General features: G+C 68.2%; 20 protein-coding genes. 10 read left to right on the forward strand and 10 right to left on the reverse strand.

Annotated elements, in window-relative coordinates; translation table 11 throughout:
- The first annotated feature begins 128 nt into the window (after positions 1–128).
- Complete coding sequence (gene tldD / locus ACSQ2H_RS18215) at positions 129–1,559, forward strand: metalloprotease TldD (protein WP_436062793.1); 1,431 nt, start codon at positions 129–131, stop codon at positions 1,557–1,559.
- A gap of 132 nt (positions 1,560–1,691) precedes the next feature.
- Positions 1,692–3,749: a TonB-dependent receptor plug domain-containing protein gene (locus ACSQ2H_RS18220; protein WP_436062794.1), complete on the forward strand. Its 2,058-nt coding sequence runs from the start codon at positions 1,692–1,694 to the stop codon at positions 3,747–3,749.
- Positions 3,750–3,828: 79 nt separating this feature from the next.
- On the opposite strand, the gene ACSQ2H_RS18225 is transcribed toward ACSQ2H_RS18220, so the two are convergent.
- Complete coding sequence (locus tag ACSQ2H_RS18225) at positions 3,829–5,670, reverse strand: peptide MFS transporter (protein WP_436062795.1); 1,842 nt, start codon at positions 5,668–5,670, stop codon at positions 3,829–3,831.
- Positions 5,671–5,860: 190 nt separating this feature from the next.
- On the opposite strand from ACSQ2H_RS18225, the gene ACSQ2H_RS18230 reads away from it, so the two are divergent.
- Positions 5,861–6,349: a DUF427 domain-containing protein gene (locus tag ACSQ2H_RS18230; protein WP_436062796.1), complete on the forward strand. Its 489-nt coding sequence runs from the start codon at positions 5,861–5,863 to the stop codon at positions 6,347–6,349.
- 3 nt (positions 6,350–6,352) lie between these two features.
- Here the strand turns inward: ACSQ2H_RS18230 and ACSQ2H_RS18235 are convergent, their stop codons facing one another.
- From ACSQ2H_RS18235 to ACSQ2H_RS18245, 3 genes are all read right to left on the reverse strand, one after another.
- Positions 6,353–6,742 (reverse strand): GFA family protein, encoded by a 390-nt coding sequence (locus ACSQ2H_RS18235; RefSeq protein WP_436062797.1) that lies wholly within the window; start codon positions 6,740–6,742, stop codon positions 6,353–6,355.
- Positions 6,743–6,744: 2 nt separating this feature from the next.
- Positions 6,745–8,103, reverse strand: a complete 1,359-nt coding sequence (locus ACSQ2H_RS18240; protein WP_436062798.1) for a glutamate--cysteine ligase — start codon at positions 8,101–8,103, stop codon at positions 6,745–6,747.
- 68 nt (positions 8,104–8,171) lie between these two features.
- Complete coding sequence (locus ACSQ2H_RS18245) at positions 8,172–8,906, reverse strand: 16S rRNA (uracil(1498)-N(3))-methyltransferase (protein ID WP_436062799.1); 735 nt, start codon at positions 8,904–8,906, stop codon at positions 8,172–8,174.
- 48 nt (positions 8,907–8,954) lie between these two features.
- Between ACSQ2H_RS18245 and ppk2 the strand changes: the two genes are divergently transcribed.
- Together ppk2 and ACSQ2H_RS18255 are read left to right on the forward strand one after the other, a co-directional pair.
- The gene (gene ppk2, locus ACSQ2H_RS18250; protein WP_436062800.1) at positions 8,955–9,725 is read left to right on the forward strand and encodes a polyphosphate kinase 2; all 771 of its coding nucleotides are present in this window, start codon (positions 8,955–8,957) and stop codon (positions 9,723–9,725) included.
- 12 nt (positions 9,726–9,737) lie between these two features.
- A complete protein-coding gene (locus ACSQ2H_RS18255; protein WP_436062801.1) occupies positions 9,738–10,931 on the forward strand; it encodes a winged helix-turn-helix domain-containing protein in 1,194 nt (397 codons plus the stop codon).
- A 199-nt stretch (positions 10,932–11,130) separates the two neighbouring features.
- Here ACSQ2H_RS18255 and ACSQ2H_RS18260 read toward each other — a convergent pair whose 3' ends face one another.
- The 4 genes from ACSQ2H_RS18260 to ACSQ2H_RS18275 form a co-directional block, all read right to left on the reverse strand.
- Positions 11,131–11,955, reverse strand: a complete 825-nt coding sequence (locus ACSQ2H_RS18260) for a hypothetical protein (RefSeq protein WP_436062802.1) — start codon at positions 11,953–11,955, stop codon at positions 11,131–11,133.
- A 67-nt stretch (positions 11,956–12,022) separates the two neighbouring features.
- Positions 12,023–13,810, reverse strand: coding sequence for an ABC transporter ATP-binding protein (locus ACSQ2H_RS18265; RefSeq protein ID WP_436062803.1), 1,788 nt, complete (start codon positions 13,808–13,810; stop codon positions 12,023–12,025).
- Complete coding sequence (locus ACSQ2H_RS18270) at positions 13,807–15,594, reverse strand: ABC transporter ATP-binding protein (protein WP_436062804.1); 1,788 nt, start codon at positions 15,592–15,594, stop codon at positions 13,807–13,809. Before ACSQ2H_RS18270 ends, ACSQ2H_RS18265 begins: the two co-directional genes overlap by 4 nt.
- A 108-nt stretch (positions 15,595–15,702) precedes the next feature.
- Entirely contained in the window at positions 15,703–16,500 is a 798-nt protein-coding gene (locus tag ACSQ2H_RS18275) for a class I SAM-dependent DNA methyltransferase (RefSeq protein ID WP_436062805.1), read from the reverse strand.
- Positions 16,501–16,886: 386 nt separating this feature from the next.
- On the opposite strand from ACSQ2H_RS18275, the gene ACSQ2H_RS18280 reads away from it, so the two are divergent.
- Positions 16,887–17,897, forward strand: a complete 1,011-nt coding sequence (locus ACSQ2H_RS18280) for a UbiA family prenyltransferase (RefSeq protein WP_436062806.1) — start codon at positions 16,887–16,889, stop codon at positions 17,895–17,897.
- A 19-nt stretch (positions 17,898–17,916) separates the two neighbouring features.
- Here ACSQ2H_RS18280 and ACSQ2H_RS18285 read toward each other — a convergent pair whose 3' ends face one another.
- Entirely contained in the window at positions 17,917–18,333 is a 417-nt protein-coding gene (locus ACSQ2H_RS18285) for a MerR family transcriptional regulator (RefSeq protein WP_269628235.1), read from the reverse strand.
- 158 nt (positions 18,334–18,491) lie between these two features.
- On the opposite strand from ACSQ2H_RS18285, the gene ACSQ2H_RS18290 reads away from it, so the two are divergent.
- The 4 genes from ACSQ2H_RS18290 to ACSQ2H_RS18305 all read left to right on the forward strand — a co-directional run bounded on the left by ACSQ2H_RS18290 (position 18,492) and on the right by ACSQ2H_RS18305 (position 21,613).
- Entirely contained in the window at positions 18,492–19,226 is a 735-nt protein-coding gene (locus ACSQ2H_RS18290; protein ID WP_436062807.1) for an SDR family NAD(P)-dependent oxidoreductase, read from the forward strand.
- Positions 19,223–19,993, forward strand: coding sequence for an SDR family NAD(P)-dependent oxidoreductase (locus ACSQ2H_RS18295; RefSeq protein WP_436062808.1), 771 nt, complete (start codon positions 19,223–19,225; stop codon positions 19,991–19,993). The genes ACSQ2H_RS18290 and ACSQ2H_RS18295 overlap by 4 nt, the downstream gene beginning before the upstream one ends.
- A gap of 73 nt (positions 19,994–20,066) precedes the next feature.
- On the forward strand, positions 20,067–20,681 hold the full coding sequence (locus ACSQ2H_RS18300) for a TetR/AcrR family transcriptional regulator C-terminal domain-containing protein (protein ID WP_436062809.1): 615 nt from the start codon (positions 20,067–20,069) through the stop codon (positions 20,679–20,681).
- Complete coding sequence (locus ACSQ2H_RS18305; RefSeq protein ID WP_436062810.1) at positions 20,681–21,613, forward strand: fatty acid desaturase family protein; 933 nt, start codon at positions 20,681–20,683, stop codon at positions 21,611–21,613. Before ACSQ2H_RS18300 ends, ACSQ2H_RS18305 begins: the two co-directional genes overlap by 1 nt.
- On the opposite strand, the gene ACSQ2H_RS18310 is transcribed toward ACSQ2H_RS18305, so the two are convergent.
- The gene (locus ACSQ2H_RS18310; protein WP_436062811.1) at positions 21,610–22,197 is read right to left on the reverse strand and encodes an HdeD family acid-resistance protein; all 588 of its coding nucleotides are present in this window, start codon (positions 22,195–22,197) and stop codon (positions 21,610–21,612) included. The two genes, ACSQ2H_RS18305 and ACSQ2H_RS18310, sit on opposite strands and share 4 nt — an antisense overlap.
- Positions 22,198–22,220 lie beyond the last annotated feature (23 nt).

A 22,220-nucleotide genomic window follows, 5' to 3' on the forward strand; every position in this document is an offset into this window, starting at 1 on the left:
TGCGGAAGGTTAAGCGGCCGAGTTTCCATCAAGGCGCCAGCAAACCGGGGCCCCGCGGCGGTTTGGGGTGACGTTCGCGGCGCGAGCCCCTATTTCTGTGGGCTCGCCTTCCGAAAGCAGAACCGCCGATGAACGCCCTCGCTCCCGCCGCCTCGATTCTCGATTCCGTCGGTGTCGCCCCCGAACGCGCCCGCGAGATCCTCGGCGAGGCCCTGGCCGGCGCCGACGACGGCGAACTGTTCGTCGAGCGCTCCGAGAGCGAAGCGTTCCTGTTCGACGACGGACGGCTGAAATCGGCGTCGTATGATTCGTCCGAGGGTTTCGGCCTGCGGGTGGTGGCCGGCGAAACCGCCGGCTACTCGCACTCGAGCGAGGTCTCCGAGGCCGCGATCAAGCGCGCGGCTTCATCGTCGTCGCTGGCCAAGCGGGGCTACTCGGGCGTGTCGGCCGAGGGCCCGCGCGCCACCAACACCAAGCTCTATGGCGAGGACGATCCCACCGCCTCGCCCGCCTTCGGGGACAAGGTCGCCCTGCTGCAGGAGATCGACGCCTGGGTGCGGGCGCGCGACCCGCGCGTGGTGCAGGTGATGGCCAGCATCGCCGGCGAGCGGCGGATCGTGGAAATCCTGCGCGCCGACGGCCGGCTGATCCGCGACGTGCGCCCGCTGTGCCGGGTGAACGTCCAGGTCACCATGGAAAAGGACGGCAAGCGCGAGAGCGGCTATTCGGGCGCCGGCGGCCGCGCCGGCTTCGACGCCTGGATCGCGCCCGACAAGTGGCAGTCGCAGGCCGACGAGGCCATCCGCCAGGCGCTGGTCAACCTCGACGCCGTCCCCTGCCCGGCCGGTGAGATGGACGTGGTGCTGGGCCCCGGCTGGAACGGCGTGCTGCTGCACGAGGCGGTCGGCCACGGGCTCGAAGGCGACTTCAACCGCAAGGGCACCTCGGCCTTCTCCGGCAAGATCGGCCAGCGCGTCGCCGCGCCCGGCGTCACCGTCTTCGACGACGGCACCCTGCCCGGCCGCCGCGGCTCGCTGACCGTCGACGACGAGGGAACCCCGACCGAACGGACCATCCTGATCGAGGACGGCATCCTGGTCGGCTACATGCACGACCGGATGAGCGCGCGGCTGATGGGCATGGAGGCGACCGGCAACGGACGGCGCCAGTCCTATGCCCACATGCCGATGCCGCGGATGACCAACACCGCCATGCTGGGCGGCCAGCACAAGCGCGAGGAGATGATCGCCTCGACCAAGCGCGGGCTCTATTGCGCCAACTTCGGCGGCGGGCAGGTCGACATCACCAACGGCAAATTCGTCTTCCAGTGCACCGAGGCCTACCTGATCGAGGACGGCAAGATCACCACGCCGGTCAAGGGCGCGACGCTGATCGGCGACGGCCCCTCGGCCCTGACCCGGGTGACGATGATCGGCGACGACTTCGACTTCGACGCCGGCGTCGGCGTCTGCGGCAAGTCCGGCCAGAGCGTCCCGGTCGGGGTCGGCCAGCCGTCGCTGAAGCTGACCGGCCTGACGGTCGGCGGCACAAGCATCTAGCCGCAGAGCCGATGGTTACAGGCCCGTAATCATCGGATTTCTTTCGGGAATTTAATCCACCTTTCCTGGATTTAATTGGCGCGCACCCAGAGGCGCAGGTCACTTGCCTGTGTCTTTGGGGAGCTTTGTTACATGATCGCGCCGGCCCTGGCCTCCGCACTCGCCCTCGCCGCGCCCGAGGCGGCCGCGGGGAATTCCGCCCAGTCCGCACCGCCGGTCCCGGCGACGTCGGGCGCCGCGACCGAAGGAGTGATCAGCTATCCCGTCGCCTTCTTCGCCGACAGCCAGGCGGCCAACGCCTGGGAGATGCTGCTGCGGCTTCCGGGCTTCACGCTCGACACTGGCGACAAGATCCGCGGTTTCGAGGGCGGCGGCGGCAACGCCCTGATCGACGGCCAGCGGCCGACCAGCAAGACCGACCCGCTCGACGAACTGCTACGCCGCGTCCCGCTCGCCCAGATCGAACGCATCGACCTGATCCGCGGCGGCGCGCCCGGCATCGACATGCAGGGCCGCACGGTGATCGCCAACGTGATCCGCAAGCCGGGCGGCGGCCTGCAGGGCCTGGTCGCTGTCGCCAACAACCACATCTATGACGGCCGCAACCTGCACGGCTTCCGGTTGGAGCTGTCGGGCGGCAAGGACGGCCGCAACTGGGAAGGCTCGGCCCGCTATGGCTTCGGGGCCGACGATGGCGGCGACTTCGGGCCGGGCGTGGTCATGGGCCCGGACGGACGCCCGATCCGCGTCAGCCAGATCGACTCCACCGGCGGCATCGGCAACCAGACCCTGACCGGGGCCTACGAGCAGCCGGTGCTGGGCGGCAAGTTCCGCGTCAACGGGCGGCTGTTCTGGGAGAAGTACAAGTTCAAGGAGGACAACGTCTTCACCCTGCCCGAGCCGGGCCTGGCGACGACCGACGACATCAACCACACCTACGAGACCGAGCTTGGCCTGCGCTTCACCCGTGACCTCGGCCCGCGCGCGACCCTGGACCTGATCGGCCTGCGTCAGACCCGCGATCGCGACATCTCCTCGGTCTATGTCGAGGCGGCGGAGGAAGACCGCTTCAACCTGCAGCGCGACGGCAGCGAGACGATCGGCCGGGGCGTGCTGTCCTATCGCGCCAGCGAGACCCTCTCGTTCGAGGCCGGCGGCGAAGGCGCCTTCAACAAACTGGAAAGCGAAACCCGCCTGATCGTCAGCGGCGCGCCGATCCTGCTGCCCGCCGCCAACGTCGTCGTCGAGGAGACCCGCGGCGAGGTGTTCGCCAAGAGCGTCTGGCGCCCGACCAGCAAATGGACGCTCGAAGGCGGCCTGCGCTACGAGGCCTCGTCGATCTCCTCGTCCGGCGACGTGGCGCTGGAAAAGAGCCTGAACTTCCTCAAGCCGCGGCTGGCGGCGACCTGGGCCCCGACCGAGGCCACGCAGGTCCGCCTGCGCTTCGAGCGCGTGGTCGGGCAGCTGTCGTTCGACGATTTCGTGGCCGATTCGTCGCTGAACACCGGCGTCGTCACGGCGGGCAATCCCGACCTCAATCCCGAACAGGCCTGGGTCAGCGAAGTCGCGGTCGAGCAGCGGTTCTGGAAGGACGGCGTGGTCGGCGTGACCCTGCGGCGCTCGGACCTCACCGATGTGATCGACCGCGCCCCGATCATCACCGAGGTAGCGATCTTCGACTCCCCGGCCAACATCGGCGACGGGACCAAGGACGAACTGGTGCTGAACCTGACCGCGCCGCTCGGCCGGTTCGGCCTGACCGGCGCCCAGTTGAAGGGCGAGGCGACGTGGCGGCGGTCGGACGTCACCGACCCGACGACCGGCGAGAGCCGCGAGATTTCCAAGCTGCGGCCCGTGGAATGGGAAGCGACCTTCTCGCAGGACCTGCCGCAGTGGCGCACGACCTGGGGCGTGGACGTCTATGGCGGCTGGCGCGAGACCAGCTACCGGTTCAACGAGGTCTCGACCTTCAAGCTCGGAACCTACGTGCGTCCCTTCGCCGAGTGGCGGGTGCGGCCCGACATCATTGTCCGCTTCGAGCTGCCCAACATCACCGAACGGGGCCTGCGCCGCACGCGTACGGTCTACGACGGTCCGCGTGGGTCGAGCCAGGTGGCGTTCATCGACGACCGAAAGCTGGAGTTCGGACGGATGTATTACGTTCGCATCCGCAAGACCTTCGGCGCCTGACACCGCCGCCGCAGAACGAAGAAAGGCCGGACGCATCGCTGCGTCCGGCCCCTTTTTCACGCCCGAATGCGGGCCGCGATCAGTTTTCGCGGTCGGCGCGGATAGCGGCCGGGCTGACGGCCTGGCGCTCGCCGTCCAGCACCGGAGCGATCGGCTCGTGCTGGGCGTGGGCGGGATTATTGGCGCCGTGAGCCCAGTGCTTGATGAAGAAGCTGAGCACCACGAACACCACGCCGACGCCGACGCCGGCCCAGCCGAGCTTGTTGAAGCCGTCCATCGAGGTGGCCAGCGCTGCGGCCGGGTCCAGCACCTGGCCGCCCACCGTCTCGGTCCCCATGGCGCCGGCGATGATGCCGCCGACGTACTGGGCGATCGAGGAGGACAGGAACCACACGGCCATCATGAACGACACCACCGAAGCCACCGAGAGCTTGGTGATCTCGGACAGGCCCACCGGCGACAGGAAGAGCTCGCCCGTGGTGTGCAGCATGTAGAGCAGGGCCAGCATGATCAGCGGCAGGCGGTAGTTGTCGTCGGCCAGGCCCTGGGCCCAGACCACGACCAGGAAGCCGAGACCGACCTGCAGCAGGCCGAAGCCGAACTTCAGCGTCGGGTTCGGATCGCGGCCGCGAGCGCCGAGCCAGGCCCACATCGCCGCGAAGACCGGGGCGAAGATCAGGATGAAGCCGGCGTTGAACGATTGGGTCTGAGCCGCGGAGATGCCCATCAGATCGACGTTCCGCGCGGCGAACAGGTTCAGCGAGGTGCCGGCCTGTTCGAACAGGGTGAAGAACACCACCGAGCCGAAGATCAGCACCAGCGCCAGCATCATCCGCTCGCGCTCGATCTTGCCGCACTTCACGACCAGGAAGTAGGCGATGAACGCCAGCGCCAGGATGGTCGAGACGCCCAGCGCCCAGCCGACCAGCTGGTTGCTCTGCACCAGCAGCCAGATCGGGGCGACGCCCAGGATGGCGAGGATGTAGATCAGCCATTCGCGATTGATCGGACCGGCGATCGGGGCCTTCAGCAGCTCGGCGTTCGGCGGCTCGCCCTTGCCCTGCAGCAGCGGCTTGCCGAACACGAAGACGACCCAGCCCAGCGCCATGCCGACGCCGGCAAGGCCGAAGCCCGCCCACCAGCCGACCGTCTGGCCGAGCATGCCGCAGAGCACCGAGGCCCAGAAGGCGCCGAGGTTGATGCCGTAGTAGTAGAGGGTGAAGCCGGAATCCCGCCGCGGGTCGCCTTGCGGATAGAGCTGGCCGACGATGGTCGAGATGTTCGGCTTCAGGAAGCCGACGCCCATGATGATCAGCGAAACCGCCAGGTAGAACGCGTTCTTCCCGAGCGGATCGACCTGCTTCTCCATGGTGTAGCTGTCCTTGGGCAGGACGGTGGGCAGCGGGCCGCCGGCTTGAAGGCCCTTGATCTCCAGGCCGCCGCCCTCGGCGGGACCGAAGTCGTAGGTCTTGTCGCCGACCATCAGCTTGACGGTCCGCGATTCCATCCGGCCCTCGGCGACGACCTCGTACTTCTGGCCGCCATAGACGAGTTGCTGGGTCGCCGGTTTACCTTCGACCGCCATGGTCAGGTGCCCGGCAACCAGCAGCAGGGCGCCGAAGGCCACCGCCTTGCGGGTGCCAAGATAGCGGTCGGCGAGCAGGCCGCCGATCAGCGGCAGCAAGTAAACGAGGCTGGTGTAGGAGCCGTATTGCGCCCCGGCGGTGGCGTCGTCGAACAGCAGATGCTGCGTCAGGAAGAAGATCAGGATGCCGCGCATCCCGTAGTAGGAGAACCGCTCCCACATCTCGGCGAAGAACAGGATGATCAGCCCTCGCGGATGCTGTTTCAGCAACTGCATGAGGACGGGGATCCCGGTCGCCAACGTAATGACGATCCCCAAAAGGATTACGATGTTCATGAGGGCGGTGTTCCGATTCCTTGGACTGCCGGCTCGTTGAAGGGGGTCGTTTTCGCCCCCGCCGGCTAATTTGGCGGGAGAAGATCACGCGGCTCGGCCGAGCACAAGCAATCGGGCGCCTGAAGCTTGGCAATGAGGGAGCCTGCACCCCACCTTGAGCGTTGCATCTGCACGAAGGAGGAGCGTCCCCATGCTGACCCCCGGTCCCGACCATCCCATCGAGATCACTCCGGCCAAGACCCGCTGGCGCGTCATGTACGGCGAGCACGTGATCGCCGACAGCGGCGACGTCCTCATCCTGACCGAGGCCAGCTACGCGCCGGTCGCGTACTTCCCGCGAGCCGACGTCTCGATGGAGTACTTCTCCCGCTCCGACCGCCAAACCCATTGTCCGTACAAGGGTGACGCGGCCTACTACACGATCCTGATGGACGGCCGGTTCGCCGAGAACGCGGTCTGGACCTACGAGGAGCCGTATCCGGCGATGGACGCGATCCGCGGCCGGCTGGCCTTCTATCCGGACAAGGTCGAGGTCTATGCGGTCGAGGACATGCTGGTCGACCGCAAGCATCCGCATGCCGCAGTGGACGAGATCGTCCAGCATACCGACAGCGGCTCGGGCGCAAGCCAGCGCGACCATTGGCCGCCGAACGTCACCACGCCGTCCCCCGAGGGCTAGCGCCTAGGACCCGCGCGGTCCGGGCCACTCCGGCCGCGCATTGGGATCCTCCAGCGTCATGCCGACGCCCTCGGTAGCGCGCAGCGGAACCGAGGCCGGATCAAAGCCGTCGAGACAGAAGACGTTGATCCCGAAGTGATCGGGCGCCGCCCGCTTGCGGTGGAAGGTGTAGATCCCGCAGCGGCCGCAGAAGTAGTGCCGCGCGACGCGGGTGTTCCAGCGATAGAGCGAGAGTGCGTCTTCGCCCGACGTGATGGTCAGGGCGCTCTCGTGCACCTTGGCCATGACGGCGTTCTTCTTCACGCACAGCGAGCAGTCGCAGGTGGTGAGTTCGGTGATCTCGGCCTCGACCTGGAAGCGCACGGCCCCGCAGTGGCAAGAGCCGGCCAACATGGTCAGTAGGCGAAGTCGTCGAACACGCGGCGCACGTCGCCGTTCCACGGGCCGTTGTAAAGCTCAAGCAGGCGCTCAGCCGGGGTGATCCCGCTGTCGGCGATGTCCTCGAGCTCGGCCAGGTAGCCGCTTTCGTCGACCATGCCTGCGCTGAGCCGATTGCGATTCTTCAGGCCCTGCTTGGCGATGGCGACCATGTCCTTGGCCACGTCCTGGACGCTGCGACCGTTGACCTGCGCCTTCAGACCCAGGCGCGCGACGTCGGCGCGCAGGCGCTCGTGGTCCTCGACCTGCCAGTCCTTGCAGAGGTCCCAGGCGGCGGCGAGCGCGGCCTGGTCGTAGAAGATCCCCGCCCAGAGGGCCGGCAGCGCGCACAGGCGGCTCCAGGGCCCGGAGTCGGCGCCGCGCATCTCCAGGTACTGCTTGAGGCGCACTTCCGGGAAGGCGGTGGTGGTGTGGTCGGCCCAATCCTTGAGGCTGGGGCGATCGCCGGGCAGTTCGGCCAGTTCGCCGGCCATGAACTTGCGGAACGACTTGCCGGCCAGGTCGACGTACTTGCCGTCGCGCTTGGCGAAGTACATCGGCACGTCGAGGGCGTAGTTGGCGTAGGTCTCGTAGCCGAAGCCGTCGGCGAACACGAAATCCAGCATGCCGGTGCGGTCGGGATCGGTATCGGTCCAGACGTTGGCGCGGGCCGACAGGAAACCGGAGGGCTTGCCCTCGATGAACGGCGAATTGGCGAACAGCGCGGTGGCGATCGGCTGCAGGGCCAGGCTGGTTCGGAACTTGGCCACCATGTCGGCTTCCGAGCCGAAATCGAGGTTGGCCTGGACCGTACAGGTGCGGAACATCATGTCGAGGCCAAGCTTGCCGACCTTCGGCATGTACTCGCGCATGATCTTGTAGCGGCCCTTGGGCATCACCGGGATTTCGTCCCGCCGCCAGAGCGGGGTGAAGCCGAGCCCAAGGAAGCCGAGACCGAGTTCGTCGGCGACAGCCTTCACCTCGGTGAGGTGCTGGCCGGTCTCCTCGCAGATCTCGTGCATGGTCTCCAGCGGCGCGCCGGAGAGTTCGAACTGGCCGCCGGGTTCGAGGCTGACATTCGCCATGCCGCGTTCCAGGGCGATGATGTTGTCGCCCTCGTAGACGCCCTTCCAGCCGAATCGGGTCAGGCCGTTGAGCAGCGCCTGGATGCCCGCCGGACCGCCGTAAGGAATCGGTTCGGCGGTGCCGAGGCGAAACACGAACTTCTCGTGCTCAGCGCCCACGCGCCAAGCGCTGGCGGGCTTTTCTCCTGCCTCAAACCAGCGGACCAGGTCCTCCAGCGTGAGGGGGCGCTCGTCGGTCACGACGTCGGCCATCTCGTTCTCCAGCCCAATCCAGCCCAAAGCGGCGCGATCTTTACGCCGCTCAGACAGGTGGGCGCAATTCAGGAAACCTCAAGGCTACGCCAATCGCCCTGAGCAGCTTGCCAAAGAGTAAGCGCGCTGATGGCGGCGGTGTCGGCCCGCAGGATCCGTGGCCCTAGGGTAGCGGGCGTGGCGTAGGGAAGGTTCCGCAAAGCTTCGCGCTCGGCCGGCGAGAAGCCGCCCTCGGGCCCGATCAGGATCGCCCAGGGCGCGGGCGGCGCGCCGTCCAAGGCCGCCAGCACTGGTTTGGCGTCACCGGCCTCGTCGCAGAACAGCAGCCGGCGCGGCGCGTCCCAGCCCTCGATAAGCTTGGAGAGCTTCACCGGTTCGAAGACTTCCGGCACGTCGAGGCGGCCGGTCTGCTCGGCGGCCTCCGCCGCGATGGCGGTCAGCCGGTCGACGCGGGTTCGTTCAGCGTTGGTGCGCTCGGTGATCACCAGCCGAACGCGGCGGGCCCCCAGCTCGGCCGCCTTCTCCACGATCGTCTCGACGCGCGAACGCTTCACCAGGGCGATCACGAGATCGAGGTCCGGACCAAAGGCCTGCGGCCGCTCCTGCCCGGTCGGGCGCAGGATCACGCCGCGCTTGCCGGCGACCTCGATCGCCGCGCGCCACTCGCCGTCCCGGCCGTTGAAGACCAGCACCTCGTCGCCGACCGCCCGGCGCATGACCGAGGTCAGATAGTGGCTCTGGCCGTGGTCGAGCCCGAGGGCGACGTCCATGGCAAGCTGAGCGGAAACGAAAAGTCTGATCATGAGACGAGGTTCTGGCGGGGCGTGCGAGATCGGGATTAGGGTATGCCTATGTCAAAGACAGACGACGACAAAGCTTACGACACCGAATTGGCGAAGCTGCAGTTGGCGCTCGTCGACTACCAGCGCCAAGCGGCGAGCGGCGCTGACAAGGTGATGATCATCTTTGAAGGCCGGGACGCCGCCGGCAAGGACGGCGCCATCCAGCGGATGGTCGAATACATGTCGAACCGTGCGACTCGCGTGGTGGCCCTGCCAAAGCCGACCGAGACCGAAACGACGCAGTGGTACTTCCAGCGCTACGTCTCGCACCTGCCGTCGGCCGGCCAAATCGTGATCTTCAACCGCTCCTGGTACAACCGGGCCGGCGTCGAGCGGGTCATGGGTTTCTGCACGCCGCTGCAGCATGAGATCTTTCTGCGCGACGTGCCGCATTTCGAGGAAATGCTGGTCGAGAGCGGAATCACCCTCATCAAGATCTGGCTCGACATCAGCCGCAAAGAACAGGCCGAACGCCTGAACGACCGCCGCAGCGATCCATTGAAGGCGCTGAAGACCAGCCCCCTCGACGACGTAGCCCAAGAGAAGTGGAACGAGTACAGCGCCGCCCGCGACGAAATGCTGACCCGCACACACAACAACATCACGCCGTGGATCTGCGTGGTCACCGACAACAAGAAGGAAGCGCGCCTGAACGTGCTTCGTCATGTGGTGCGCACGATCGTGCCGAAGGACATCGCACCCGATATCGCGAAGCCGGACAAGCAAGTGCTGTTTCCCTTCGAGATCGGCGCAGCAGACGCGGACCGGCTCTTCAGGTAGGGGCGGTCGGCAGTGGAGCAGATCACCGCGCGCGAGGCGCGGCGCATCGCGCTGGCCGCCCAGGGCTTCGCCGAGCGGCGGCCCGAAGAACCGGGCAAGCGCCAGATGCTGAAAACCATCGAGCGGCTGGGTGTCATCCAGATCGACTCGGTGAATGTGGTCTCACGCACTCACTATCTGCCGATGTTCTCGCGGCTCGGGGCCTATCCGCGGCCGCTGCTGGAGGAGATCGCCTGGGGCAAGCGCCCAGCGCTGGTCGAGTACTGGGCGCACGAAGCCTCGCTGTTGCCGGCGGCGACGCATCGGCTGCTGCGCTGGCGAATGGACGACGCCCGCGCCGGCGTCGGCACCTGGAAGGGCATCGCCCGGTTCCTGCGCAGCCACGCCGATTTCATCGACAAATGCCTGGACGAGATCGCCGTCCGCGGGCCGATGCCGGCTTCGGAGCTCAGCCTCGGCGCCAAGGGCGCGGGCAGCTGGTGGGGCTGGAGCGACGGCAAGCGGGCGCTGGAGTGCCTGTTCTGGGTCGGCGACCTGACCACCGCCACCCGGCGCGGGACCTTCGAGCGAGTCTATGGCCTGCCCGAGAGGGTGCTGCCCAAGGCCGCCCTCGAAGAGCCGCCGCCCCGCGAGGAGGCGCAGCGCGAATTGCTGAGGATCGCGGCGCGGGCCCAGGGCGTGGCCACGGAACGGGACCTGCGCGACTATTTCCGGATGGGCGTGGCCGAGACCAAGGCGCGGATCGCCGAACTGGTCGAAGCCGGCGACCTGATCCCGGTGAAGGTGAAGGGCTGGGACAACGGAGCCTACCTGCACGCCGACGCCCGGAGACCGCGCAAGATCAGCGCCAACGCCCTGCTCTCGCCGTTCGACAACCTGATCTGGTTCCGCGAGCGGACCGAGCGGCTGTTCGGGACCAAGGTGCGGCTGGAGATCTACACCCCGGCCCACAAGCGCGTGCACGGCTACTACGTGCTGCCGTTCCTTCAAGGCGAGGCGATCACCGCGCGGGTCGACCTGAAGGCCGAGCGCAAGAAGGGCCTGCTGATGGTCCAGGCCGCCCACGCCGAACCGGGCGCGAATGCGGCGACGCCGGCCCTGCTCGCCGACGAACTGAAGCTGATGGCCGGCTGGCTGGGCCTGGACCGCGTCGAGGTCGCGCCGAAGGGTGATCTGGCCGAGGCGCTGGCGAGCGCGCTTCGATGACCCAGGCTCTGGCGCACGGGAAGGTGCTGACGTCTTGGGGGCTGCTCGGTGCGAGCCGTCGCTCGAGTTGGCCCTATTCAACACCCCGTTCTACGCGGTGTTCGGATGGGCGGTTTGGATGAGCGAACGCCGCCGCCTCTTTCAGTATCTGGCCGCCGCAATCGCGACGCCATTCCTGGCCGTCGCGACCTTCGTTCTCCTATTTGGGGCTTGAGCCCAAGCGCTCCGCCTTCGGCGTCATCACCAGCCAGGGCGTGGCCTGGTGCCGGAACTCCCAGACCGCCAGCAGCTGGTCGAGGTGGCCCGCGCCCTTGAGGAAGTCGGGCAGCGGCAGTGTCTTGGGCTGCGGATCCAGCCGCACGATCTCGTGGGTCGGCGTGAACCGTTCGATCAGCCGCTCCAGGACGCCGGGGCGGTAGACGTCGTGGGTCTCGACGATCAGATCCATGCCTGCCAGAGCCTGAGACAGGTCGGGGCGCAGCAGGTCGTCCTCGGCCCCTTCGATGTCGACCAGCACCAGACAGCGGCGATCCTTGAACGCCTCGAAGCCGTCGGGTGCGAAGCGCTCGCCGATGATCACCCGTTCGGACACGCCGTTCTTGGCGGCGAGGTCGGCGCAGGCGGCGCGGGCCGCTTCCTGGATGTCGAAGGCATGGACGGTGACGCCCGGCATCAGCCGCGCCAGGCCGACCGCGTAGTAGCCCTCGGCGCAGCCGACATCGATGACGCAATCAAGCGCCTTTTCCGCGAAGCGCTGCAGATAGGGATGCAGTTCTGACTCGTAGGTGCCGATCAGCCGCGGAGCCAGCGCCCCCTCGGTGGCGGAGGTCACATAGTCCATGCCCGCGAACGGACCTTGCATGATCTTGGCGCCGTACTGGCGGACATAGGCGCTGGCGATCCCGCGCGATCGCCAGACCGCCAGCACCCGCAAGGCCATGTTCATCTCGCGCGGGTCGGCCAGCGACGGTTCCCGCGCCAGCCGGTCGCGCAGCCACTGCACCACCTGCTCGATATAGGTCATGCGACTCCCCCCAGGGTCGATGGGTCCCTGGGCCATCTAACACCCACGACGATGCTTCTGTCAGCCGTCAGACTGTCCCCTCGGCGACGGCGTGCAGACGGGCATAGGCGCCGCCCATCTTCACGAGGTCGGCGTGGCGGCCCTCCTCGACGATGTGGCCCTGGTCGAAGACCAGGATCCGGTCGGCGTTGCGCACGGTCGAGAGGCGGTGGGCGATGACGATGGTTGTGCGCCCGGCCATCAGCTCCTCCATCGCCGCCTGCACGTCGCGCTCGGTCTCCACGTCGAGCGACGAGGTGGCCTCGTCGAAGACCAGGATCGGCGCGTCGGCCAGGAAGGCGCGGGCGATCGCCACGCGCTGGCGCTCGCCGCCCGACAGCTTCACCCCGCGCTCGCCCACCAGGGTCTGGTAGCCGAGGGGCAGCCGCATGATGAACTCATGCGCCCGGGCGCGGCGGGCGGCGAGCGCCACCTCGTCGGCCGTGGCCTCGGGGCGGGCATAGGCGATGTTCTCGGCGATGGTCCGGTGGAACAGCGCCGGGTCCTGCGGCACCACGGCGATGGCGCGGCGCAGCGAGCCCTGTTGCACGCGGGCGATGTCCTGACCGTCGATCAGGATCCTGCCCTCGTCGAGGTCGTAGAGCCGTTGGACCAGCTTGACGAAGCTCGACTTGCCCGACCCGGTCGGACCAACCAGGGCGACGCGTTCCCCCGGACGGATGGTCAGGGAAAAATTCCGGAACAGCGGCTCGTTCACCGACTTGTAGCGGAAGGTGGCGTTCTCGAAGACCACCTCGCCCAGTTGCCCGGCGAGGGGCGCTGCGTCAGCCGCATCGGCCACCTGCGGCGCCATCTCGGCGAAGCGGGCCACGTCCTCGACGTCGTCGAGCCCCTTCTGCAGCATGCGGACGTTCTCGCCGATGTTGCGCAGGTAGCCGCTCATCACCAGGAAGGCGGTGATGCCGAAGGCGACGTCGCCGGGGGTCGCCTTGCCCTGGGACCAGAGCAGCAGCAGCAGGCCCGTCAGCCCGCCCTGCAGCACAGCCAGCAGCATGTTCTGGATCAGCCAGAGATCGGTGAAGCGGTTCCAGGTCCGCACCACCGCGCCGCGCCAGGTCTCGGTGATCTCGCCGATGCGGGCGCTTTCGCGGGCCTCGGCGCCGAAGCTGCGGACGGTGGCGTTTCCGGTGACGGAGTCGGCCAGCGCGCCGCCGATCCGCGAGTCCAGCGCCACCGAACGCTGGTTCAGCGGACGGCCGTACTTGGCCGTCAGGATCACGTTGGAGGCGATGTAGAGCGCGACGATGGCGAGCGAGAAGAGTCCCACCATCGGCCAGCGGACGATCATCATCACCGAGAGGCCGATGAGCACCAGCAGGGCCGGGCCGATCCACATGACGATGGCGTCGGAAACCAGATCGTAGCCCCACATCGCCCGTGACAGCCGGCGCACCGTAGCGCCGGCGAAGGCGTCGGCGTGCCAGTCGGCCGAGAACGACTGTACCCGCGCGAAGCCCTCGTCGGTCAGGTCACGCATGTTCAGCGCGGCCAACGGGTTCCAGAACTTGTTGGCGATGTTCCGCACCACCGACAGCACCAGGTACAGGGCGACGAACACCGCCCAGGCGCCCCAGGCGACATTCGCCGCCTGCGGTCCCTCGGCGACGGCGTCGACCAGCCGCCCCGCCGCCAGCGGGATGGCCATGTCGGCGGCGATGGAGAGCAGCGAGAAGAGGACCATGCCGCTCAGCAGGCCCGGGCGCCGCAGCCAGTAGCGCATGACGAAGCCGATGACCTTGCGGTTGGGCAGGGTCCGCTGCTTCTGGTCCTCGGCGTCTTCGTAGTGGTCGGTCACAGCTCGGTTCCTTCGGTCACGGCGTGCAGCCGCGCATAGGCGCCGCCCTTGTCGATCAGTTCGGCGTGGCGGCCCTCCTCGACGATCCGGCCGCGGTCGAAGACCAGGATCCGGTCGGCGCCGCGAATGGTCGACAGCCGGTGGGCGATGACGATGGTGGTACGCCCGACCATCAGTTCCTCCATCGCCGCCTGGACCAGGCGCTCGGTCTCCACGTCCAGCGATGAGGTCGCCTCGTCGAGGACCAGGATCGGCGCGTCGGCCAGGAAGGCGCGGGCGATCGCCACGCGCTGGCGCTCGCCACCCGACAGCTTCACCCCGCGCTCGCCGACCGGCGTGTCGTAGCCGTTCGGCAGGCGGGCGATGAAGTCGTGGGCGCGGGCCCGCTTGGCGGCCAGCATCACCTCGTCCGCCGTCGCATCGGGCCGCGCGTAGGCGATGTTCTCGGCGATGCTGCGGTGGAACAGGGCCGGGTCCTGCGGCACCACGGCGATGGCGCGCCGCAGGCTGGTCTGGCCGACCTTGGAGATGTCCTGACCATCGATCAGGATCCGGCCGCTCTGTACGTCGTACAGACGCTGGATCAGCTTCACGAAGGTGGACTTGCCCGCCCCGGTCGGGCCGACCAGGGCGATGCGCTCGCCCGGTGCGACGATCAGGGTGAAGCCCTCGTAGAGCGGCCGCGGCTGGTTGGCGTAGCCGAAGGTGACCCGGTCGAAGATGATCTCGCCCAGGTCGCCGCGGAACGGCCGCGCCTGCGCGTGGTCGTTCAGTTGCGGCTCGGTGCGCATGTAGGTCGCCACATCCAGCATGTCGTCCAGGCCCTTCTGGAGCATCTGGGTGATCTCGCTGAAGTTGCGCATGTAGCCGGCCATGACGATGAACGAGGTGATCGCGAAGGCCACGTCGCCCGGGGTGGCCTGACCTTGCGCCCAGGCATGGACCAGGAAGCCGGTGAGGCCCGCCTGCAGGATGATCAGCAGCAGGTTCTGTCCAAGGCCGATGACGTTGAAGCGGTCCCAGGTCTTGTTGACCGCCCAGCGCCAGGCGTCCGCCGTCTGCGCGAAACGCTCGGCCTCGCGCTCCTCGGCCCCGAAGCTCTTGACCGTCGGGTTGGCGCCGATGGCGTCGGCCAGGGCCGCGCCGATCTCGGAGTCGAGGGCGGTGGACCGCAGGTTGGCCGGGCGCACGAAACGCACCGACATCAGGATGTTGTAGGTCGCGAAGGCGACGATCACGACCGCGACGAACAGCCCCGCCAGCGGCCAGCGCAGGCCCAGCGAGATCGCCAGACCGCCGAGCACCAGGACGGTGGGGAGCAGCATGGCGATCAGGGCGTCGGCGGCGCTGTCATAGCCCCACATGGCGCGGCTGACGCGCCGCACCGTGGCGCCGGCGAAGTTCGAGGCGTGCCAGTCCGAGGAGAAGGCCTGCACGCGGGCGAAGCCTTCTTTAACCATGCGCGACATGATCCGGGCGTAGAAGCCGTTCATCACCCGGAACATGCTGGTCCGGGACATGTAGAACACCAGGTAGAGGCCCGAGAGCGAGGCCCAGGCGATCCAGGCCGCGTCGGTCACCTTGTCCGGGCTGGAAACGGCGTTGATCAGGCCGCGCGTCGCCCAGGGGATCGACAGGTCGCAGATCGTGGCGATCAGGCCAAAGCCGATGATCAGGGCGAACTTCTTCGGCTCGCGCATCCAGTGCCCGGCCATGAAGCCGAGCACCTGGCGGTTGGTCAGGGTTCGGGGACGGTCGAGGTCGTCGTCGAGAATGTCGGTCATAACGTGTTTCGCAAATCGGCCCGGCAACCGCCGGGGGTAAATTGAGACATCGAGGGTGGGCGCCGGGGCCCGTGGGGGAGCACGGACCCCAGCGCCGCTGCCGCGCCCCTAGACGGGTCGCCGGGCCTCGAAATTGAGTATGCGGCTCGACCGGCCGGGCGGCCGTCCGGGCTGGTGGTCGGCGCCTACGAGGATGTCCGTGAAGCCCGCCGCGGCGAGCGCCAGTTCAAACTCCTTCAAGCCCCAGAGCCGGAAGGCCATCACCTCCAGCTCGGTCTCGACCAGCCGGCCGTCGCGCCAGCGCTCGTAGCGGTCGTGGGTGACCCGACGCTGGCGTACGAGATCGATCTCCACGGCCCGGCCTTCGATCCGCAGAACGTCGCCCGAGGGCGTCGTCCAGGTGCGAATGTCCGGTCGCTCGTTGGTCAGGTAACCGAGCGGCATCAGGTCGATCAGTAGCCGCCCGCCGGGACGGAGGTGATCGAAGAACCGCTTCAGCACCGCCAGCGCCTCCGCGAAGTCGTCCAGCAGGGTGAAGGTCCCGGCCGGCACGAGAATCGCCGCGAAGTCGTGCTCGTAGCCGAAGTCCTGGAACCGCGCCTGGCGGAGCGCGGGCGCAAGGCCGCGCGCGGCGCAATGGCGGGCGCAGGAGGCCAGCATGTCGGCGGAGCGGTCGAAGCCCTCCACCTCCAGCCCAGCCTCGAGCAGCGGGATCAGCAGGCGGCCGGTCCCGACCCCGGCCTCGAGGATCGGACCGTCGGTTCCCGCGAGCCGTTCCAGATAGAACGGCACGTCGGGCAGCGAGCCAGGCGGTTTGTCGAGGTCGTACACCTCTGTGCACATCGCCCCGTAGCGATTGGGATGGGGGGCGTTGGTCGGAACCGAAATGGGTTCGGCGATAGGCATGTCGTCGTCTTTCGAGACGGACGGATTTCGCGCGTTGCGAGGGGGAAATCCGTGGAATCGGGGAACGCCAGAGCTGCGCGAACGAGCGCGCTTTCAGACTGGCGATGGAGGTGCAGATCAGCCCGCTGGCGGGGCCGGGCGCGACCTAGTCGCGGAACCGTCCTGCGAAGGCGATCACGGCGACAGACGGCATCTGCAGGCGATGATTTAGTGCTGCCACGATGATCACCTCCCTGTCAGATGGTTGCGGGGCCGGACGACGACGGGACGCAAACTGCGCGCATGGATTCGCCCTGTCAATCGCAATGACCGGCGTTATTTCACCCGCACCGCAGAGTTGCAGCGCAGGAGTGGCCGCAACGCCACAGGCGGAGTAAAGCCAACCCATGACCACCCAACTGCCCGACGCCGCGCCCAGCAACTGGGTCGACCGCCACGCGCCCGCTGCGGTGCAGCCCTGGCTGAAGCTGGGCCGTTTCGACCGGCCGACGGGGATCTGGCTGCTGATGCTGCCCGGCTGGCAAGGCGCGGCGCTGGCCGCGGCGATGGACGGCAAGCTGCCCGACCTGTTGCTACTGGCCAAGATCTTCGTCGGCGCGGCGCTGATGCGGGCGGCCGGCTGCGCGTTCAACGACATCGTCGACCGAGACTTCGACGCCAAGGTAGCCCGCACGGCCATGCGGCCGGTGGCGTCGGGCCAGATCAGCGTGCGCCAGGCCTGGGGCTTCATCGTCGTCTGTAGCCTGATCTCGCTGGGCCTGCTGCTCAGCATGACGCCGCTGGCGGTCGGGTTGGGCGTGCTCTCCCTGGCGCTGGTCGCGGGCTATCCGTTCATGAAGCGCATCACCTGGTGGCCGCAGGCGTGGCTGGGCCTGACCTTCAACTGGGGCGCCCTACTCGGCTTCGCCGCGGCCACGGGGTCGGTCAGCGCCTATGGCTGGCTGGCGGCGCAGGCCGGCGGCGCGGCGCTGGTCCCAGCCGACCAGCTGGAGATCGGGCGGCTGACCCTGGCGGCGGCGCTGCTCTACGCTTCCGGGATCTTCTGGACGCTCGGCTACGACACGATCTACGCGATCCAGGACCTGGAGGACGACGCCCTCGCCGGGATCAAGTCGTCGACCCGCCGCCTGGGCGCGAACGTCCAGAAGGGCGTGCTGATCTTCTACGTGCTGAGCTTCGCCCTGGCGTTGGCGGCCGCCTGGGCCGGGGGCATGGGCCCGCTGTTCCTGCCGCTGGCCGCGCTGTTCGGCATGCACCTGTCGCGGCAGGCGGCCCGGATCGACGTCAACGACGGCCCGCTGGCGCTGGCGCTGTTCAGGTCCAACTATCTGGCCGGGCTGCTGTTGTTCCTGGCCCTGGCGGCCGGGGCCTGGAAAGGCCCCGTGGCGGGGTTCTAGACCGCCACGGGATCGGTCCTCAGCCGAAGGCGGCGCGGCCGGCGCGCTCGGCGAGCGCAGCTTCCAGCCGGGCGCTGGCGTCGTGCAGCACGTCGATCGCCTGATCGATCTCGCGGCGTTGCTCCTCGAACGCCTTGATCCGCTCCTTGAACTTGCCAAGGGCTTGAGTGTTCTGGGCGGTCAGGTCGTCGTCACGTTCGTAGAGGTCGAGGATGTCGCGGATCTCCGCAAGCGACAGCCCGACGTGCTTGCCGCGCAGGATCAGGGTCAGCCGCGCGCGGTCGCGATAGGTGTAGATGCGCGCCTGACCCTCGCGGCTGGGCGACAGCAGGCCCTGCTCCTCGTAGTAGCGGAGCGCCCGTGGGGTCGTTCCGAACTCGCGGCAAAGCTGGGTGATGGTGAAAGTCGTCGCCGGACGGCGAAGCTTCTGGAGCATCTGTACCTCCCGTTTGTCTCTGAAGCGCGGGGCTTGTTCCGCGCCCGTCACCACGAACAGTTCCCCGACCTTACGTTCACGTCAATGCTGACGTTGGGTTAGCATTGCCGCACCCCTCCCTGCGGCGTGAGGATGTCGAAAAATGGGAGGACGAGACGATGGGTGAACTGGATTTCACCGGCCGGACCGTGCTGGTCGTGGGCGGATCGAGCGGGATCGGCAACGGGATCGCGCAAGGCTTCCGGGCGCGTGGCGCGGAGGTCCACGTCTGGGGCACCCGCCCGAGCGCCGCGGACTATGCCGGCGTGGAAGGTTCCGACCTCATGGGACTGGCCTATGCCCAGGTCGACGTGGCCGATCGGGACGCGATCGCCGACACCATTCCCGACTTCGAGCGTCTGGACGTGCTGGTGCTGTGCCAGGGCACGGTGGTCTACCGGCGCGGCGAGTTCGAGCGCGCCGGCTGGGACCAGGTCATGGCGGTCAACCTCGACAGCCTGATGGCCTGCGCGGCCAAGTTCCACGACATGCTGGCCGCAGCAAAGGGCTCGATCATCATCGTCAGCTCGGTGTCCGGCTTCCAGGCTAATCGCGGCAATCCGGCCTATGCTGCCTCCAAGGCCGGGGCGGTCAGCCTGACCAAGACCCTCGGCCAGGCCTGGGCCGGCGACGGCATCCGGGTGAACGGCCTGGCCCCCGGCCTGGTCGACACGAAGCTGACCAAGGTCACCACCGAGCATCCCGATCGGCTGCGCGGGGCGCTGAGCCGCATCCCGGTCGGACGCATGGGCGAGCCGGCCGACATGGCCGGGGCGGCGCTGTTCCTGGCCTCCCCGTTGGCCGCCTATGTCGTCGGCCAGACGCTGGTCGTGGACGGAGGGCTGAGCCTGTGAGCCGCCTGAGCCGATCGATGAAGGGAGCGCGGGTGCTGGTCACCGGCGCAGGGTCCGGCATGGGTCGAGCGACGGCCGAGGTGTTCGCCGAAGAAGGCGCGCACGTGGCGGTCACCGACCACGCCCTGGCGCCAGCGGCCGCGGTCGCCGACGAATTGACCGCACGCGGCCTGAGCGCGCGGGCCTGGAAGCTGGACGTCTCGGACGCCGCCGAGATCGCGACGGTCGTGCCACAGATCGCCGAGGGGCTGGGTGGCCTGGACGCCGTGATCAACAACGCCGGCATATCGGCCTTCTCGCCGATCGACAGCGACGGCTACGAGGCGGTGTGGGACCGCTCGCTGGCGATCCTGCTTAGCGCCCACCAGCGGGTGATCCGCGCAGCCCTGCCGTTCCTGCGCGCCTCGCCCGCCCCGCGGATCGTCAATATCGCCTCGACCGAGGCGCTGGGGGCGACGGCGATGGACAGCCCTTACGCCGCGGCCAAGGCCGGGGTCACTGGCCTGACCCGGGCGCTGGCGGTGGAGTTGGGCCGCGAGGGGATCACGGTCAACTGCATCTGCCCCGGCCCCATCGCCACCGGCATGACGGCGGCAATCCCCGACGACCAGAAGGCGGTATTCGCCAAGCGGCGCACGGCGCTGGGCCGCTACGGCCTGCCCGACGAGGTGGCGCACATCACCCTGAGCCTCTGCCTGCCGGCCGCCTCCTACATCACCGGCGTAACCATTCCGGTGGACGGCGGGCTGATGGCGCGCAACGCCTGACCGGGTCGACCCCGCGCAGGACAGCCCCTCGACCCGATTGACCGCATTATTTGTATGGCGTACAAATAACGCCATGTCGAACGTGCGACCCCTGAAGGCGACGCGGGCGGTGCGGGAGCCGGGCAAGCGGATGCGCTCGCGCCTGCTGGATGCAGCGGTGGAACTGTTCAAGGACCAGGGGCTGTCCGGCGTAGCGGTGGCTGACATCGCCGCCGCGGCCGGGGCGTTTCCCAGCCAGATCACCTATTACTTCCGCACCAAGGAAGCGCTGTTCGTCGAGGCCGCCTGCCGCGAGGTGCTCTATGTCGCCCGCCAGGCCGAAGAGGCCGCGGCGCGCGCTTCGACCGGGCCTGACTACAATCGCGTGCTGGTCGAGACGGTGATCGGATCGCCGGGGCTGGCGCTGTTCGTTGAGGCGCTGTCCCTGACCCGCCGCCGGCAGGACCTGGTCCCGCAGGTCGAGCGCACCTTCGAGCGGCTGCACGCCCAGGGCGACCGCGCCTACGCCGAGACCAGGGCGGCGCGCGGCTGGAGCGGCGGAGATGATCCCGCCGTCACCGCCCGCCGGTTCTGGACCCTGGCGCTGGGCGTCACCCTGCGCGACGGAGCGACCGGCGCCACGACCCAGGAAGCCGTCGACGAGATGCTGGCCCTGCTGCGGCACGGCGCCGGCGGAGGAGAACACTGATGGCCGCGGCCGCTCGCCTTTCGCCCAAGGACTTCTTCACCGACCAGGAGTGGGCGCCGATCTCGGCCCGGTCGTACTGGCGCGGGCCGGCGATGATCGCCCACGCCTGGGCGCTGATCATCGCCGCCGGTGCCATGGTGGTGATCTGGCCGCTGACCTTGCCGCTGGCGGTGATGATCATCGGCACGCGGCAGCTCGGCCTGGCGATACTGATGCACGACGCCGCGCACGGCGCCCTGCACAAGAACCTCAAGGTCAACGACTTCATCGGCGAGTGGATGACCGCGGGCGGCCTGCACCGCTATCGTCCCTACCATCTGACCCACCACCGCTTCGCACAGCAGGGCGAGGATCCCGATCTGGTGCTGTCGGCGCCGTTCCCGATCACGCCGCTGTCGCTGCGGCGCAAGATCATTCGCGACCTGACGGGCCAGACCTTCTTCAAGCAACGGTTCGGCGGGTTCGTCGCCAAGCTGAAGATGCGCAAAGCCGGCCAGCCGCTGCTGCCGATCATCGTCCAGGAGATCAAGGACAAGCGCCGCTGGCTGGGCTTCGGCCTGGTCGTCACGGCGGCCGGCGCGCCGTTCGGGCTGTGGTGGATCTGGCCGGTGCTGTGGGTGCTGCCGCAGGCGACCTGGCTGCCGCTGGTCACCCGGCTGCGCAACATCGCCGAACACGCCTGCATCGACGTGGGTGAGCCCGACCCGATGCGTCAGGCGCGCACCACCCGGGCCAGCTTCCTCGAGCGACTGCTGATCGCGCCCTACTACGTGAACTATCACTGCGAGCACCACATGTTCATGCATGTGCCCTGCTACAACCTGCCCCGGGTTCACCGCGCGCTCCGCGCCAAGGGCGTCGGCGAGCGCATGCTGATCGAGCCGGGCGGATATCTGAAGGTGCTGAAGCTGGCCTCGTCGAAGGCGGCCTAGAGGCCGGCCCTCTTCCGCGCCGACCGGAGCTGGAAGGCGAGGAACAGCAGCACGACGCCGAACACCAGGCCATAGATCCCGAGCCACCAGGTCAGCACCACCCCGCCGGCCATCGGCGCCAGGATCAGAACGATCCCGAACAGCAGCGACACCACCGCCGAGAAGGCCAGCCATCCGCGCGCCGGCACCGGTCCGCGGCGCATCGCCGTCACCAGCTTCACGCCGCCGGCGAACAGCGCCCAGACCGCGACGATGGCGACGAAGGTGATCATGCCGAGGCCCGGCATGAAGAAGAGGATCAGGCTGGCCAGGATGTTGGCCACCCCTTCGACCGCCAGCAGGCCCCAGGAATGGCGCTCGCGCATCGCCCGGAAGGCGCTGGCGATGGCCAGGAAGCCGTCCGCCATCAGGTAGATCGAGAACACCAGCACCAGGGACAGCGCCGTCGTCACCGGCGCGAAGATCGCCAACAGTCCGAACAGCACCCCGACGACGCCGCGCAGCGCGATCGCCTGCCACGAGACCCCTTCGAACATCGAGGTCAGCACCGGATTGGGGGAACGCAATCCTTGATCTGTCGTCATGGCCTTCTCCCGCTTGGAGGGAA

This window comes from Phenylobacterium sp. LjRoot97 (assembly GCF_964254345.1).
Lineage (GTDB): Bacteria > Pseudomonadota > Alphaproteobacteria > Caulobacterales > Caulobacteraceae > Phenylobacterium.